The organism is Streptomyces sp. A1136 (assembly GCF_004795055.1).
Taxonomy (GTDB): Bacteria; Actinomycetota; Actinomycetes; order Streptomycetales; family Streptomycetaceae; genus Streptomyces.
In genome coordinates this window covers 272,894-288,600 of sequence record NZ_SSBJ01000005.1, presented here as the reverse complement: position 1 = coordinate 288,600, position 15,707 = coordinate 272,894, and the positions used below count along the sequence as shown (strand labels likewise).

The 15,707-nt window shown below is 71.9% G+C and carries 12 protein-coding genes and 1 pseudogene; 11 read left to right on the top strand and 2 right to left on the bottom strand.

Annotated features, from left to right (window positions below; all coding sequences use genetic code 11):
- The first annotated feature begins 169 nt into the window (after nt 1–169).
- From E6R62_RS07375 to E6R62_RS07330, 9 genes are all read left to right on the top strand, one after another.
- Nucleotides 170–1,348: a sigma factor-like helix-turn-helix DNA-binding protein gene (locus E6R62_RS07375; RefSeq protein WP_136212475.1), complete on the top strand. Its 1,179-nt coding sequence runs from the start codon at nt 170–172 to the stop codon at nt 1,346–1,348.
- A gap of 47 nt (nt 1,349–1,395) precedes the next feature.
- Nucleotides 1,396–2,178 carry a hypothetical protein gene (locus E6R62_RS07370; RefSeq protein ID WP_136212474.1) on the top strand — a complete coding sequence of 261 codons (783 nt, stop codon included), beginning with the start codon at nt 1,396–1,398 and terminating at the stop codon, nt 2,176–2,178.
- Nucleotides 2,179–2,226: 48 nt separating this feature from the next.
- Entirely contained in the window at nt 2,227–5,346 is a 3,120-nt protein-coding gene (locus E6R62_RS07365; RefSeq protein ID WP_136212473.1) for a helicase-related protein, read from the top strand.
- On the top strand, nt 5,343–7,187 hold the full coding sequence (gene drmB, locus E6R62_RS07360) for a DrmB family protein (RefSeq protein WP_136212472.1): 1,845 nt from the start codon (nt 5,343–5,345) through the stop codon (nt 7,185–7,187). Before E6R62_RS07365 ends, drmB begins: the two co-directional genes overlap by 4 nt.
- A gap of 8 nt (nt 7,188–7,195) precedes the next feature.
- The gene (locus E6R62_RS07355; RefSeq protein WP_136212471.1) at nt 7,196–8,284 is read left to right on the top strand and encodes a DNA helicase; all 1,089 of its coding nucleotides are present in this window, start codon (nt 7,196–7,198) and stop codon (nt 8,282–8,284) included.
- A 639-nt stretch (nt 8,285–8,923) separates the two neighbouring features.
- Nucleotides 8,924–9,343: an aspartate 1-decarboxylase gene (panD, locus tag E6R62_RS07350; RefSeq protein WP_136212470.1), complete on the top strand. Its 420-nt coding sequence runs from the start codon at nt 8,924–8,926 to the stop codon at nt 9,341–9,343.
- A 15-nt stretch (nt 9,344–9,358) separates the two neighbouring features.
- A complete protein-coding gene (locus tag E6R62_RS07345; RefSeq protein WP_136212469.1) occupies nt 9,359–9,712 on the top strand; it encodes a GNAT family N-acetyltransferase in 354 nt (117 codons plus the stop codon).
- Nucleotides 9,709–9,936, top strand: coding sequence for a hypothetical protein (locus E6R62_RS07340; protein WP_136212468.1), 228 nt, complete (start codon nt 9,709–9,711; stop codon nt 9,934–9,936). The genes E6R62_RS07345 and E6R62_RS07340 overlap by 4 nt, the downstream gene beginning before the upstream one ends.
- Nucleotides 9,937–10,712: 776 nt before the next feature.
- Nucleotides 10,713–11,942 carry a transglycosylase family protein gene (locus tag E6R62_RS07330; RefSeq protein WP_136212467.1) on the top strand — a complete coding sequence of 410 codons (1,230 nt, stop codon included), beginning with the start codon at nt 10,713–10,715 and terminating at the stop codon, nt 11,940–11,942.
- Between the two features lie 21 nt (nt 11,943–11,963).
- On the opposite strand, the pseudogene E6R62_RS40720 reads toward E6R62_RS07330, so the two are convergent.
- Nucleotides 11,964–12,779: pseudogene (locus tag E6R62_RS40720) on the bottom strand (DMT family transporter); the annotation flags it as partial.
- Between the two features lie 235 nt (nt 12,780–13,014).
- Here E6R62_RS40720 and E6R62_RS07320 point away from each other — a divergent pair.
- On the top strand, nt 13,015–14,496 hold the full coding sequence (locus E6R62_RS07320; RefSeq protein ID WP_136212465.1) for an SDR family oxidoreductase: 1,482 nt from the start codon (nt 13,015–13,017) through the stop codon (nt 14,494–14,496).
- Nucleotides 14,497–14,591: 95 nt separating this feature from the next.
- Here the strand turns inward: E6R62_RS07320 and E6R62_RS42030 are convergent, their stop codons facing one another.
- A complete protein-coding gene (locus E6R62_RS42030; protein ID WP_306432410.1) occupies nt 14,592–14,894 on the bottom strand; it encodes a hypothetical protein in 303 nt (100 codons plus the stop codon).
- Between the two features lie 477 nt (nt 14,895–15,371).
- Here E6R62_RS42030 and E6R62_RS39430 point away from each other — a divergent pair, with 477 nt between their 5' ends.
- A complete protein-coding gene (locus E6R62_RS39430; RefSeq protein ID WP_168713994.1) occupies nt 15,372–15,545 on the top strand; it encodes a hypothetical protein in 174 nt (57 codons plus the stop codon).
- Nucleotides 15,546–15,707: the final 162 nt, after the last annotated feature.

The window sequence follows — 15,707 nt, the reverse complement described above, 5'->3', positions numbered from 1 at the left end:
GGCATCGCCACCCGCTACGACAAGTCACCCGAAAGCTACCTCGCCGGCCTCCACCTCCGCGCCGCAATGATTTGGATCGACGACCTCCTCAAACCCCCCGACTGATCACAACCTCACACAGGCCCTAGTCGCGCTGGAACGGCCGCTGCCGTCGGCGGAACACCTGGTGATGGAGGCGATCGGGCACAAGTACCTGCTTTCCCTGCTCACCCTCTTCGACGCACGTGATGCGCGGATCCTGCTGCGCCGCACCGGCCTGGACGGCGGCGACCGGTCGACCCTGGACGACCTGGGGAAGGAGTTCGGCGTCACCCGGGAGCGGATCCGTCAGGTGGAAGTGAAGGCGTTCGCGGTCTTCCGCGAGATGCTGCTGGCCCACGGGATCGGCCCGGGGCATGCTGAGCCGCCGGACCCGAAGCCGCGCAAACGCAAGGCGACGGCGAAGCGGGCCCGCCGACTGCGCACACCGGCAACCGTGCCGACTCAGCAGGTACCCCTTGCTCCGCAGCCTCCGAGGGAGCCTGATGTGGCTGCCGGTGTCGAGCCCGAGGCTCCGGCGACGCTGGAGGTGGCTGTGCAGCTGTCCTTATCAGAGGCCTTCGCAGTGCTGCCTGCGGAGGCAGGACGAGCGCGGAACCCGGAGCCGGAGCCGGATCCACGACCGGCCGCCGGGCCGGGCCCGGAGCGGGCATCGGAGCCGCAGCCTCAGCGGGCGCCCGATGCCGACTCGCAGTCGCCGCCGAGGCCGGACCCCGGGCCCGAGCCGGAGGCGCGCCCGGCCGGAACGTACCCGCCGGACTGGGATCAGGCGCTGGCCATTCCCGTAGTGTTCTCAGGGACCGTCGTCTGGCTCGCCGAGTACGCGCTGGTGGCTCTTGGCGACGTCGAACTGGCCGGACTCCTGGGGCAGTCGGCCGCCGATGACGTGGTGGAGGCGGTGAAGAGCCGTGGAACGCTGGACCGCCCGGCTGTCGCGGCTCTGCAGGTGCTGCAGAAGCTCTTCGACGCCCTCAAGGACGCGGGGCAGCGTCCCGCGGACTTCCTCGACCGGTCCTTCGAGGCCCTGAACGGTGAGTCCCCCCGCGCCTACCTCGCCGAGCGCCCCCTGGTGCGCAGCGAGTCGCGGCTCGCTGCGCGTGATGCCTGCGGGAGTTCATCTCACAGCCGACCGCGCGCGGCGAGGCCACGGCAGTGTCCACGCCCGTCGAGGTCGCTGGACCGGTTGGCGTCGAGCAGGTTTCGACGCCGTTGCGGTCCGCGGCCGAGGGGACGGCCGCCGGGGAACCTGCCCGGCAGAACGAGCCCGTCGAGGTGGCCCGGCGGACCGCGACCCCCGATCAGGTCGTAGCGGTACCCGTCGCGCGGGTTGCCGCAGGGGCTCCGGCGACGGAGCGGGTGCCCGCGGCTGACGCGGTGGCTGCCGCGGGGGCGGTCGAGCCCGTCAGGGCGGTCGCGCCGATCGGGCCGCGTGCCGAGGACGGCACGGCCGAGCGGCACCGTGCGGACGCGGTGCGCGAGAGCTACGAGCGGCGCATTGCCGCTCTGCGGGCGGAGGGGGCGGCGTCCGAGCACCGGCTCCGGGAGGAGCACGCGGACGCGCTCGAAAAGGAGCAGAAGCGCGCCCTTGGCGCTGCCGCGGACACCGAGCGTCAGCTCGACGAGCTGGAGTCCGCCCTGCTCAAGCGTGTCGACCGGTCCCTCCAGCATCAAGCGGCTTCGTTGCGTCGCGCGGCTGGCGAACGCATGGTCCGGCTGCAGAGCCAGGCCGAGGCGGACCTCCAGGCAGCACGACAGGCCGCCGAGTCTGCGGCCGACGCGCTACGCGACCTGGCAGCGGCCCGGCGCAGGGCGGACGAAGCCGAGGAGCTGCTCCGGCGTGCCGCCCAGGAACACGAGGCGCGTATTTCCGCGCTGGCCGAGCGCCTGCAGTCGGCCGAGTCCGCACTCGCGCAGCGGGAGCGGGCTCTCCAGGACGCCGATGCGCAGGCGGATGCCCGGGTGGAGGCCGTCGAAAGGTGGGCCGCCCAGCGCGTCGCCGAGGTGGAGTCCGCAGCGAATGGCCGGGTGGCTCAGGCCGAGCACGATGCGTGGATGCGCATCGCCCAACTCCAGGACCAGCTGGCGGCCATGATCGCCTCCGAACGCAGGCCGCTGCGTGACCGGTGGCGCCGCGCCTGAGCACCCCGTACCCCCGGCCCGCACACCCGTACTTCTCCCGAGGACACCATGGACCCCCGACAGGAACTCGTCGACTATCTGAGCCGCCAGCTGGTCGGACCGGCCCACGGCGAGGACGAAGTCCTCGACGCGCCGCCCGACCGTCAGTACCTCATGGGCACGCTTTACCCTCAGGACGCCGATCTCCAGAGGCAGCTGACGCTGGCAGCCGAAGACGCCGACGGCATCGGAACCGAAGCAGCGGCCCTCGACACCGACCCGGCGGACGACCCCGTACCCGAATCCAACGCCTGGCTGCCTTCCTCCCTCGGCCTCAGCTTCTACACGGACAGCGACACCATCGAGATCGGCTGCGGCGGCGCCCACTACCGCACTCTGCGCGCCCACGGTGACCAGGGGCGCCGCTGGCAGCGGGTCGCACTGCCGCAGGAGACCCACCGGGTCGGGCTGGACCGCGATGCCGTCAGCGTTCTTGACGGACGGGCCGAACTCAGGATCCGTCGCCGCCCGCTCGGAGAAGGCCTGCTGGTCACGGTGGCGCTGGTGAACACGGCTCGCACCGAGGCGGCGCTGGGCCGCCCGGCCCAATGGGACCGGATGCTGTTCCAAGTGGCGCTCGACGTCCGTCCCTGCGAGGGCCGGGTACTGGAGTACCCCAGCATCCGGCTGGCCAGCCGGGACCCGGAAGAGCAGGAGCTGCGGCTCCAGTACCGGCACGTGCGGACCCATGCCGTCGGCCACGGCTGCGCCGTCGAGGAGGACCGCGACGGCGAGGCCGTGACCGGACTGCGCGCGGTGGTCCTGCCGGAGGCCGAAGTACCCGCGACCCGTGCGTCCGGCCTCAGCGGCACCCCCGTACTCAACGTGCTGCACCTCGCCGACCCGGACCTGCCCGTCGTGCAGCTGCGGCAGGAACTGACGGAGTTCACCTCCGACTACCGTCGCTGGTACGAGGAACAGCGACACAGTGAGGTACCCGCCTGGGGCCGGGATGCAGCCGACCGGATCCTGGAGCGCATCGGCGCTGCCGTCGCCCGGATGGAGTCCGGCGTCCGCACCTTGTGCGATCCCGGCTGCCCCGAAGTACTCGAGGCCTTCCGCGCCGCCAACCTCGCCATGGCTCTGCAGATGCGTCACTCCGCACGTGACCAGGCGGGCGAGCGGCGGTCCCGGCGCGACGCCGTGTCCGTCGACCCGGCACCTGACCCCGAGTCCGCCTGGCGCCCGTTCCAGCTGGCGTTCTTCCTGCTGGCCCTGGACGGCGTCGCCGACCCCCGCCACCCCGACCGGGGCATGACCGACCTGATCTGGTTCCCCACCGGCGGTGGCAAGACGGAGGCCTACCTGCTGCTCGCCGCCTTCGTTATGGTGCTGCGCCGCCGCGACCCCAAGGGGGGTGGCACCGCGGTCCTCAGCCGCTACACCCTCAGCCTGCTGACCACCCAGCAGTTCCAGCGGGCCGCGACCACCGTGTGCGCCCTGGAGACGATGCGCCGCGGCGATCCCGCCCGCTACGGTGACGAGCCGTTCTCGATCGGTCTGTGGGTCGGCGAGGCGACCTCGCCCAACACGTACGAGGCAGCGGTAGCGGCGGCTCAGGACGTGCGGTCCGCCGCCCGACCCGAGGACGTCTTCATCCTCGACCGCTGCCCCTGGTGCGGCACCCGCATCGTGCCCGCCCACCGCTCGGCCGACCACGCCGATTACGGCATCCGGGCGGGCGCCGACTCCTTCGCGTTCTTCTGCCCGCGCGACGCGTGCACCTTCCATGACGAGCTCCCAGTGGCCGTGGTCGACCAGCAGCTGTACGACCGGCCGCCCACCTTCGTTCTCGGTACCGTCGACAAGTTCGCGCGGCTCGCCTGGGAGCCACGAGCGGGAAGCCTGTTCGGGGCAGGGGGCAGCAGCCTCCCGCCTTCCCTGGTCATCCAGGACGAACTGCACCTGCTGACCGGTCCGCTCGGTACGACCGTCGGACTGTACGAGGCAGCGATCCTCGGCCTGTGCGCGACAGCCGACGGAACGGGCCCCAAGGTGGTCGCCTCCACCGCGACGATCCGCCGCTCCGGCGAACAGGTCCGCTCCCTCTACGGAACCGATGTACAGCTCTTCCCGCCCGCCGGGCTCGACGCTCGGCACTCCTACTTCGCCGAGCCCGACACCTCACGCCCCGGACGGCGCTACCTGGGCGTCATGGCCCAAGGACATACCGCCGGCCGTGCAGCGGTCGCCACCGCCGCGGCCATGCTCCAGGGAGCATGGGAACTACCTGAGGAGCACCGGGACTCCTACTGGACCCTCGTCGCCTACCATCACAGCCTTCGCGAACTCGGCCGAACCGTCACTGCAGCGGCGGACGACATCCCCGCCCAGCTCACCGGCCTGGACGCCGGATCCGGTGCCCGGCGACTCGCCGACCACCAGGTACAAGAGCTGACCAGCAACCTGGCAAAGGCCGAACAGCCCGTGCTGCTGGACCGGCTGGAGAAGCCCTGGACGGAACCGGAAGCCGTATCTTTCCTGCCCTGCACCAACATGCTGTCGGTCGGGGTGGACGTAAAGCGGCTCGCGCTGATGCTGATGCAGGGGCAGCCCAAGACCACGGCCGAGTACATCCAGGCCACGAGCCGGGTCGGCCGCCACGGAGTACCCGGACTTGTCCTGACCTTCTTCAATGCCACCCGCCCCAGGGACCGTTCACACTACGAGACATTCGACCCCTATCACCGGGCCCTCTACCGGAACGTCGAACCGACCAGCGTCACACCGTGGTCGGTGCCTGCGCGCCGGCGCGCCCTGCACGCAGCGCTCGTCATCCTCGTACGGCACCGGCTCGGCCTGAGCGCCGAGAACCAGGCAGGAGACCTGCCGGACCACATCGGTGCGGCGCGGGCGCTGGCCGAACTTCTCGCGCGGAAGGCAGGAGCCAGTGACCGCCGCGCGGCGCACGCGGTCCGTACCGAACTCGCGGAGTTGCTCACTGCCTGGGAGGAGGCGGCCCGCAACGCCAGGCAGGAGGGCAAGAAGCTCTACTACCGCAGTCAGGGCAAGGGGCAGCACAACCTGCTGAAGAACTTCGAACAGCACGGAGGGTTGTGGGAGACCCTCCACTCCATGCGCAGCGTGGATCGTGAATGCCAGGTGACGGTGAAGGGAGCCGACCAGTGAACCGCAAGCTTAGAGTCCGTCAGGCCCAGACGGTGCTCCCGTTCGGCGTCGGCGCGGTCTTCGACATCCAGGGCGAGTCGTTTGTCGCGACCGGTATCGGGGACTGGCCGCGGCTGCGCCAGGCGGTGGAATCCCCGCGATTGGCCTCGCGGCTCGGCGTGACCGGATTCTTCGCCGCGCCAGCAACCCTCAACGACCGTTTCGACCGCCTCGACGCGCCCGGAGCACCGTACATCCGCTTCCCGGCCTGGCTGTTCTGCGGGTCGTGTCGCCGCATGGTGCGCTGGCGGATCACCGACGAGAAGCCCGGGACACCTCCGAGCTGCCCGTCCTGCCCGCCCGTACGCCGACTCGCCCCCATGCGCTTCGTGCAGATCTGCGCCGGGGGGCACCTCGGCGACGTGGACTGGTGGTTCTGGGCGCATGCGCGGCTCGACGCCGCGCAGCGGCAGTCCTGCGGCTCGCGCGAGCAGCTGCGCTTCCGTGTCTCGGACCGGGCGACCGGTCTGGAGGCGCTCTCCGTCTCCTGCGCGGCCCCAGGGTGCGGCGCGTCCCGTGACTTGTTGGACGTCCTGGGCACTCACGGCATGCGGTGTTCCGGACGGAACCCCTGGCAGAGGGCGCGTGAAGCCACCGACTGCGCCAAGCCCGTCCAGGTCGTGCAGCGCACCGCGGGCAACCTCTACTACCCGGTGGTCCACTCGGCTCTCTCCCTCCCCGAAGCCGAGGCGCCGGTTCCGGATGGATCGGCTCTCGCCGACCGGGTCCGCGAGAGCGACTACTGGGTGCCACTGTGCAAGGCCGCCGGGACCCCCCGCGGTGAGATCCTCCGGGACATGGTCAAGGAGGACACGGGGGCGGGCGAAGAGCTGTTGGACGCGCTCATCGCCGAGGAGACCGGCATGGGCACGCCTGCCCATGCCGGTGGTGCCACCGCCGCTACGGCGTCTGCCGCGGGATCCGACCTGCGCCGCGAGGAATGGTCGGCGCTGACGGCCACCGAACCGCCGATGACGCGGGACTTCCTGGTCCGCGGCTCCGGGCTGGGGCTGGACGGGGAGACCGCTGAGCCCTGGGCCGCACTGCACCGGCGCGTCGGGCGCATCATCCTCGCCGACCGGCTCCGGGAGGTACGCGTCCTGTCCGGCTTCAGCCGGGTCTCCCCGGATGCCGCGATCGTCCCCGCCGACACCTCGCGCAGGCTACGCTGGCTGCCCGCAGTGGAAGTCTTCGGTGAAGGGGTTCTGATCACCCTGGACCCGGCTGCGCTGACCGCTTGGGAACAGCATGACGCCGTACGGGCCCGGGTGGCGGGCCTGCGAGCCGACTTGGACCGCTCGTTCCAGAAGGACCGGCTTCAGGCCCTGACGGGCTCGGAGCTCCCCCCTCGCTTCGTGCTCCTGCACACTCTCGGGCACTTGTTGGTGCGCCAGCTGTCCTTCGAGTCGGGCTACACCACGGCCAGCCTGCGCGAGCGTGTCTATGCGCGGCCCGAACACGACCAGTACGGGGTGCTCGTGTACACGGCGGCCGGGGATGCGGAGGGGACGCTCGGGGGCCTCGTACAGCAGGGAGAGCAGCCTCGGCTCGCCGAGACACTGCTGCGGATGGCCGAGGCCGCCGCCTGGTGTTCCGCGGACCCGCTGTGCTCGGAGCACACCGGTCAGGGCTTCGGCAATCTCAACCGCGCCGCCTGCCACGCCTGCGCGCTGCTTCCGGAGACCAGCTGCGAGACCGGAAACACCCTGCTGGACCGAGCCCTCGTCGTGGGCGGAGGCGGTGTCTCCGGCTTCTTCGAGCCGATCGTGGCGGCCGCCCGGACCGCGGCCACCCGGGAATGAGCGGAACCGTGACTCTGACCTACCTCGACCTCACACCCACGCAGCGCGCGCTGCTCGATGGGCTGCCCTTCGACGGGAACCACGTGATCGACGGGCCACCGGGGAGCGGGAAGAGCGTGCTGGCCGCCCAGCGGGCTATCATGCTGGCCCTCACCGGTACGCCGGCGGTCCTGTTGACCCGCTCCAACCTCCTGCGGCAGTCCCTGGCGCCGATGGTGTCGGCGCTGTGCTCCAGCAGTGCGGCCGTTACCGTGGCGACCGCCCACTCCTGGCTCGCCAGGTGGTACGGCCCGGACGCCCCCCGCTCCGACGACGGCTGGTACGACTGGCCGGCCTTCTACGAGCGAGCCGCGCTCGCGGAGCCCGGCGGTCCGTTGACGCTGGTGATCGACGAAGGGCAGGATCTGCCCCCTGCTTTCTACCGTTTGTGCCGGATACTCGAGGCCCGCACCACAGTCTTCGCCGACGAATGCCAGAGGCTGACCGAGTCGAGCTCAACCCTGGTGGAGATCGCACAGAGCCTGGGCAAGTGCTCCCCCCACGTACTCGACGCCAACTACCGCAACACCCGGCAGACAGCCGAGCTGGGGGCCAGGTTCCATTTGGGTCCCCGTCCGCCCGCACTTCCGGAGCGGGAGGGCCCCGTGCCCCGATTGCACTCGCTCTCGCACCAGGGAGCGGTCGCGGACCTGGTGATCGGTCTTGCCGAAAGACGGCCCGGCCGTAGCATCGGCGTGGTCATGCACTCCACCCAGTCCCAGTTCGAACTCCTCACCCGGCTGGAACGCAGAGCCCCGCAGCTCCGGCCACAGATGTACACGGCGCAAGCGACGGCTGGCCGGTATCGGACACTCGACCTATCGCGCCCTGGCATCGTCATCGTCCACCGCGCCAGTGCCAAGGGGCTCCAGTTCGACACGGTCGTGGTGCCTGACACGGAGACCGACGCAGGAACAGACCCCACTTCCGCGGAACTGCGGATGGCGTACTACGTACTGTCGACTCGGGCGTTTCATGATCTGCACTTTGGACATGCAGGGGAGCGAGAGCCGGGGCACCTTAAGGACATCCCTCACGCCGTGTTGGCGCGTGGATAGGCTGACTCAGCCAGGGCGAGGCGGACGCGGGACCAGTAGTCTCCTGCGCCCTCGCTCGATTGATCTGCGCCGGTATCCGGGGAGTTACGAAGTCGGCCCGGTTTGGCGCATATCCGGAGATCTGGGCTCGTGCCCGGGAATGAATTCCATGGATGGAGTGCATGCTGATGAAGAGGTCAAGACACTGGTGACGGTTCATGCCGGAGCTCAACGCAGAGAGCGTGGAGTTTTGCCGCCGTGGTGACCGGTCGGTTCCCGAGGTGATGGGACTTCGGTCACACGGAGATCGCTGTATGGTTGTGGGTGGCCCAGGCCAGGCTGGCAGGGTGAGACAGAGGACCGCGAAAGCGTCCTGGGCATGAATGGGCGGGCCGAGCGGCGGCGGGGGCACCTCCGCATGAGGGAAGTCATCGAGGTCCTCAAGCGCGGTGGCGGACCGGTGACCTCACGACCTTCCGGCATCCCCTGTGCGCGACTCGGAAAGTGAATGATGACGGGTCAGAAAAGTCAGCAAACGGTCAGCGTGAGTCCTGAAATACCTGCGGACAGCTGACCGAACATGCGAATCGTTGTAGGCTCGCGAAACCGCCCTTGACCTGCAGAAAGCAGGCAGGGAGCAGACGTTTCGGGAGTTACTTCATGTTTCGGACAATGTTCAAGTCCAAGATCCATCGGGCCACCGTCACGCAGGCCGACCTGCACTACGTCGGGTCCGTGACCATCGACGCCGATCTGTTGGACGCGGCCGATCTGTTGCCCGGGGAACTCGTCCACATCGTGGACATCACCAACGGGGCGCGGCTGGAGACGTACGTCATCGAGGGCGAGCGAGGGTCCGGGGTCATCGGGATCAACGGGGCCGCCGCGCACCTCGTGCACCCCGGCGACCTGGTCATCCTCATCAGCTACGCACAGGTCGAGGACGCCGAGGCCAGGGCGCTGAAGCCCCGCGTCGTACACGTCGACGCGGACAACCGCATCATCGAGCTCGGGGCGGACCCCTCCGCCCCGGTTCCCGGGACGGACCAGGAGCGCAGCCCCCACGCGGTGGCTGTCTGAGGAGAGCGGGGGAGCATGGCCGAGAACCAGGCGATCGAGTTCGAGGACGACCGGAAGGCCGGGCGGCTGCTGGCCGTCGAGGGCGGGGCGGTGGTCGGGCTCATCGCGTACTTCGTGCTCGACCGCGAGCCCGGTGCGCTGGTGGCCGTACACACCATCGTCGAGCCGGGCCACGAGGGCCGCGGCATCGGCGGGCGGCTCGTGAGGACGTTCTACGGGATCGCCGCGGCCGAGGGCGTTCCCGTGGTCCCCCTGTGCCCCTACGCGGCGAGCTGGGCGGCCAAGCACCCCGACGAGGCGCCCGAGGCGCCCGCCGAGGTGGTCGAGGCGGCGAAGGCGCAGTTGGACGTCGACGCCGACCTCTGGTGACCGACCGCCACCTGACGCTGCCGCACACCTCACCGGTCCAGGTGCCCGTCTTCGACGCGCTGCGGGACCGGGACCACCCCGGTGCGGTGCTGCGGCACCTCGTCCCGGATCCGCTGGAACGGGCCCGCGAGCACGGCGCCTCGGCGGTGGCCCCGGACCTGCGCGAGGCGCTCGCCGGAGCGCAGGGCCGGGTATGGGTCACCGCTCCACGATCGGGGCCGTAGCCGAGTCCCTCGCGCCCGCCCGCGGTCGGCGCGTGTTCCGTCCGCGTCGACCGGCCGATGGCGGCGGCTGCCGTGCCCCACGACCCCCGGATCGTCGTGATCGCCGCCGTCGAGTCGACGCTCGCTCCGACGGCGGAGCTGCTGGAGCAGGAGGCCGCCGATCGGGCCGTTCCCATCCGTCCGCACCCGGTCGCGGGGGCGGGGGAGCGCTTCGAGGCCGGGGACACCGCCGGTTGCCTCGACCGGGTTGGCCCGTGCGGCGGACGCGGTCGTCGACGCGGACGTCATCGTCCTCGCCCGGGCCTCGATGGCAGGGGCCGCGGAGCCGGCTGCGACGGCGGTGCCGCCCTGCCCGGCGCCGCCACCGGGCCGGCCGCGCCGCTCCGCCCGGAGGGGGGCGTCGTGGCCCGCCGACGGGCGTACCCGCCCGGTTCCGGGGAAGGTGGGGTGCATGGTGCTCAACCTCGTGGTGCTCGACGAAGACCAGACGCAGCCACCGGCCCCGGAGCCCGATCCGGTGCCCGCGCCCCCGCCGGGGCCCGGACCCTTCCCGGAGCCCGACCCCGTGCCGCGGCCCGCGCCGCCGGTTCCGGGTCCCGTCCCGGAGCCCGATCCGGTGCCGCCACCCCCCGGACCGGCCCCGATCCCGCAGCCCGGGCCGCTGGGTCGCGGGTAAAGCGTCAAATCCCCCTCGAAGACAGCCGGTTGTCGCTATTGTCAGCCTCCACCGGTGCCGTTGGCATGTGCGGTTCCGGCACGTCTTCAAGGGGGCTCCCATGGGTGTACGGGGCCGGCATCGCCGGTATCAGCCGAGCAGCATCAACCGCGCCTCCCTCGCCGTCACCGCCGGTGGCGCGGGGATCGCGCTACCGCTCATCGGTGCCGGGGCCGCCCACGCGGCCTCCGTGAGCACCTGGGACAAGGTCGCCACCTGCGAGTCGACCAACGACTGGCACATCAACACCGGCAACGGCTACTTCGGCGGCCTCCAGTTCAGCCAGAGCACCTGGCGCGCCTTCGGCGGCACCGCCTTCGCGGCCCGCGCCGACCTGGCCACCAAGGACCAGCAGATCGCGGTGGCCGAGAAGGTGCTCAAGGGACAGGGCCCCCGCGCCTGGCCCGCCTGCGGGCCGCAGGCCGGTCTCAGCCGCAGCGGCCCCGCGCCGGCCGTGATCCCGCGCCAACAGACGGCGACCCCCGCGGCCGTCAAAGCCCAGGCCCCGGTCCCCGCGCGGAACACGGGCCGCCCCACCGGTACCTCGGTGTTGCCGAACCCCTACGTCGTCGCCCCCGGGGACTCGCTCTCGGCGATCGCCACCGACCAGCACGTCGAAGGCGGCTGGCAGGCGCTGTACGAGACCAACCACGACACCATCGGCGGCAACCCGAACCTGATCTTCCCGGGCCAGCGGCTCACCCTGCGGGTCACCACCGCCCCTGTCGCGCCGCCCGCCCAGAACCCGGAGAAGCCACCGCGCGTCGCCGAGCCGGTCAAGCCCGTGCAGCCGGCCGCCCCCAAGCCGGAACAGACCAAGCCGGCGCCCAAGCCCGAGCGGACCGAACCGGCGAAGTCGGAGTCAGCGAAGCAGGAGACGGCGTCGTCGGGCTTCACCGCCCCCGTCGACGCCGCCATGGGCACGGCGTACCACGTCGCGGGCTCCTCCTGGTCCAGCGGGTACCACACCGGCGTCGACTTCCCGGTGCCGACCGGCACCAGCATCAAGGCCGTCGGCCCCGGCACGGTCCTCTCGGCCGGCTGGGCCGGGGCGTACGGCTACCAGGTGGTCATCCGGCACGCCGACGGTCGGTACTCCCAGTACGCCCACCTCTCCGCCCTCGGCGTGAAGGCCGGGCAGCAGGTCTCCGGGGGCCAGCGCATCGGCCGCTCCGGCTCCACCGGCAACACCACCGGGCCGCACCTCCACTTCGAGATGCGTACCGGGCCCGGGTACGGCACCGACATCGACCCCCTCAGGTACCTCCGCGGGCGCGGCGTCGACATCTGACCCGCCTGCGTGCGGCGGCGCGGTCGTGAGCAGCACCAGGCCGGCCGCCGCCGCGGCGGCGCTCACCAGCGCCGCCGCCGTCCCGGCGTACCCGTACCGGAAGCCCTCGTCGAAGAGGGAGAGGCCGACCGCCGCGGCCACCACCGGGTCCACCACCGTCACCGTGGCGAGCGGCGCCGCCAGCCCGGCGCCCCGGTAGGCCGCCTGCGACAGCAGCAGCCCGCCGGACGCCAGGACGGCGATGACCAGCAGATCGGGCCACCGGGCGGCGGGCGCGTCCAGGGAGAAACCGTCGGCGACCGACTTGGTGAACACCGAGGCCATGCCGAACGCCGTCCCCGCGGCCGCGGCCAGCAGCACACCGCGCAGCACCACCCGGCGCGTCCGGTGCGCCACCAGGAGAAGCGCCGCGACCAGGGCCACCGTCACCGGCAACAGCAGGCTCCGCTCGCCTGCCGCCAACGTCCGCCCGGCGTCCCGGTCGCCTCCCGTGAGCGCCAGCAGCCCCGCCAGGCCGACCGTCGCCAGTACCGCCCCGCGCCAGGCCGCCGCCCCTGCCCGGCGGCGTACGAACACCGCCGCCATCGGGAGCGCGAAGACGATGGTCAGCGCCCCGAGCGGCTGCACCAGGCTCAGCGGCCCGTACTTGAGGGCGAGCACGTGGAGGGCCGCGCCGAGGCCGTTGAGGACCACCGCCGCCCACCAGACGGGCCGGTGGAGCGGTGCGTACAGGCGGTCGGGCGAGCCGGCCGCGACCCGCTCCTGGACGATCGCGCCCCCGGCGTACGCGACTGCCGAAACCAGGCAGAGGAGGACCGACAGTGCCAGTGCACTCATGAAGTCCACAATGCCCCACCCGGCCGGCCTATTCCTGCCCCGCCGCCGCCCCCGGCCGACCCCCGCCCGCGGGCCTGGGCGGCCGGTTCCGGCCTTTCGCAGGGTGACGCGCGCTCGCGCTCCGTGAGCGGTGCGGGCACGGGTTTGGTACCGGGCGCGTGGCCTCCGTACAGTTGCGGTTTTGGGACTTCCGCAGCAGGCGGATGCGGACGAGTGAGCAAGGAACGCAGCGGCCATGACGGTGACCGAAGACAACCACGTGACCGGGGGCGACCCGGCGTACGGCCCGGGCATCGATCCCGACAGGCTCGCCCTCTGCCTCAGCGTCCTCGACGAGCTGGACAAGCTCGACGTCGACCACCCGGACGCCGTCACCGTGCGCCGCGCCACCGCCGGCCTCTACCGCACGGTCAAGCAGCGCCGCCGCCAGGAGCGCCGCGCCGCGAAGACCGCCAACGACAAGGCCGTCACCGAGGCGACCGCGACCGGCTCCGCCGAGCGCATCGACGACGAGACCCAGGGCAACGCCCTGACCGCCGCCACCAAGGGCCCCATCGCCGGGATACTCCAGCGCCCGCGCTCCTGCTACGTCTGCAAGACGCGCTACGTCGAGGTCGACGCGTTCTACCACCAGCTGTGCCAGGACTGCGCCGCCTTCAACCGCGCCCGACGCGACGCCCGCACCGACCTGACCGGCCGCCGCGCCCTCCTCACCGGCGGCCGCGCCAAGATCGGCATGTACATCGCGCTGCGGCTGCTGCGCGACGGCGCCCACACCACCATCACCACCCGCTTCCCCAATGACGCGATCCGCCGCTTCAAGGCGATGCCCGACAGCTCCGAGTGGCTGCACCGCCTGAAGATCGTCGGCATCGACCTCCGCGACCCGGCGCAGGTCGTCGCGCTCGCCGACTCGGTCGCCGCCGAGGGGCCGCTCGACATCCTGATCAACAACGCCGCCCAGACCGTACGCCGGTCCCCGGGCGCCTACAGCGAGCTGGTCGCCGCCGAGAGCGCCCCGCTCCCCGCCGGTGAGCTGCCCTCCGCCGAGGTGATCGGCACCTTCGGCAGCGGCACCGTCGACCGGGTGGCGGCCCTGCCCACCGGCAAGGGCGAGAAGCTCAGCGCCCAGGACGTCACGGAGTTGGCGCTGGTCTCCGGCTCCGCCTCCCTGGAGCGGATCGCGGCCGGTACCGCCATCGACGCGGGCGGTCTGGTCCCGGACCTGCACGACACCAACAGCTGGATCCAGACGGTGTCGGAGGTGGACCCCATCGAGCTGCTCGAAGTGCAGCTGTGCAACTCCACCGCGCCGTTCATCCTGATCAGCAGACTGCGTCCGGCGATGGCCGCCGCCGAGGCCGGCCGCCGCTACGTCGTCAACGTGTCGGCGATGGAGGGCGTGTTCAGCCGCGGCTACAAGGGCGCCGGGCACCCGCACACCAACATGGCGAAGGCAGCCCTGAACATGCTGACGCGCACCAGCGCCCAGGAGATGTTCCAGAAGGACCAGATCCTGATGACCGCCGTGGACACCGGCTGGATCACCGATGAGCGCCCGCACCCGGACAAGGTCCGGCTCGCCGAGGAGGGCTTCCACGCCCCGCTCGACCTGGTGGACGGCGCGGCCCGCGTCTACGACCCGATCGTCCGCGGCGAGGCCGGCGAGGACCTGTACGGCGTCTTCCTCAAGGACTACGCGCCCGCCAACTGGTAGGCCGTCTCCCGCGGTCGGCATCCACCGCCCGTCGCTCCGCCCGTCGCCCCGGCCCTTCCGAGAGGGGGCCGGGGCGCCGCCGTCCCGGCCGGGTCTCAGCCGGTCCGGTGGGCGCCGGCGGCCGCGAGCGCCCCGGCCGCCACCAGCTCCAGGACAGGCCGCCGGTCCTCCATCACGCCCGCGTCGAGCCCGACCACCTTGCCGGCGTCGTCGGCCCGGCGCAGGACCACCGCCGCCGCCGCGTCGGGGTCCGCGATGAAGGCCCGCACCTCCGCCCCGTCCGTCGGACCACCCTGCTCGCGCAAGGTCAGCGCGCTCTGCGGCGACAGCGGCCGCCCGGGCTCGACCCCGGCCAGGTAGCGCTTCGCCGGCACGTGCAGCCGTACCAGCCGCGCCACCCGGTCCCCGAGCAGCGGTCGGACCGCGTCCGCCGCGTGAGCGGCGTGTCCGCCGTCTGGAGCCCGTGGTCGTGCAGGTCCACCGGGTCGCCGCCGCGGCCCGGCGCGTCCCACGCCCCGCGGCAGGCGTGCAGCAGATCCGTCAGTCCCTCGACACTGTCCAGTACCGGCACCTTTCGGACCTCGTCACCGTCACCGTTCCTCCGCTCGCCACCGCACGTGTGCGCCGAGCAGAGCATTCGCCGACGGCGTGGCGGGCCACGATCGGCTTAACCCCGGGCGAAGACAAGAGGGCAAGAGTGAATTTTGCCTTTCCATCGAGCGGGGTTCCGCTCATATGTGTACTCTGGAGCGCACGAAGGGCCCCACCACGGCCCTTCCTCGTTCCATCACGGCGCCACCGCGTCCGGTATCCCTTTCATTCCTGCCCGACGCGGGGTCTCGCCCGCCGGGTTGCGCGACACAAAGGAGTGCGCGGTGACAGAACCGACGAAGTCCGACCAGGTCCTGCTGGAACGGTCGGGGTGGCAGGCCAAGAGCCGCTCCGACGCGCTCGGCAGCCTCGAAGTGTGGGCCCGGTCCGCGCCGATCCGACTGGCGGGCTACGAAGACGACCTGGCGGAGCCTCACATCCTGCCCGGCATCGACTAGATACGGCCGTGGACCGATCGTGGCGCTGATGCGCCACGCGGGTCCCGGAAGACCGGCCTGACAGGCCCTGGCGCCGCCCGCCCGGACAGGGCGCGGGCGGCGCCGGCGACACAGCGCCCCCGCGCCGAACCGGCGGCGGGGGCGCCGCGCGTCCCGGCGGGT

Excerpts from the sequence above, each read along its gene's own strand:
- panD (WP_136212470.1), top strand. The coding sequence starts at position 8,924 with ATGTTTCGGACAATGTTCAAGTCCAAGATCCATCGGGCCACCGTCACG.
- E6R62_RS07320 (WP_136212465.1), top strand. The coding sequence starts at position 13,015 with ATGACGGTGACCGAAGACAACCACGTGACCGGGGGCGACCCGGCGTAC.
- E6R62_RS07365 (WP_136212473.1), top strand. The coding sequence starts at position 2,227 with ATGGACCCCCGACAGGAACTCGTCGACTATCTGAGCCGCCAGCTGGTC.
- E6R62_RS07375 (WP_136212475.1), top strand. The coding sequence starts at position 170 with ATGGAGGCGATCGGGCACAAGTACCTGCTTTCCCTGCTCACCCTCTTC.
- E6R62_RS07345 (WP_136212469.1), top strand. The coding sequence starts at position 9,359 with ATGGCCGAGAACCAGGCGATCGAGTTCGAGGACGACCGGAAGGCCGGG.
- E6R62_RS07330 (WP_136212467.1), top strand. The coding sequence starts at position 10,713 with ATGGGTGTACGGGGCCGGCATCGCCGGTATCAGCCGAGCAGCATCAAC.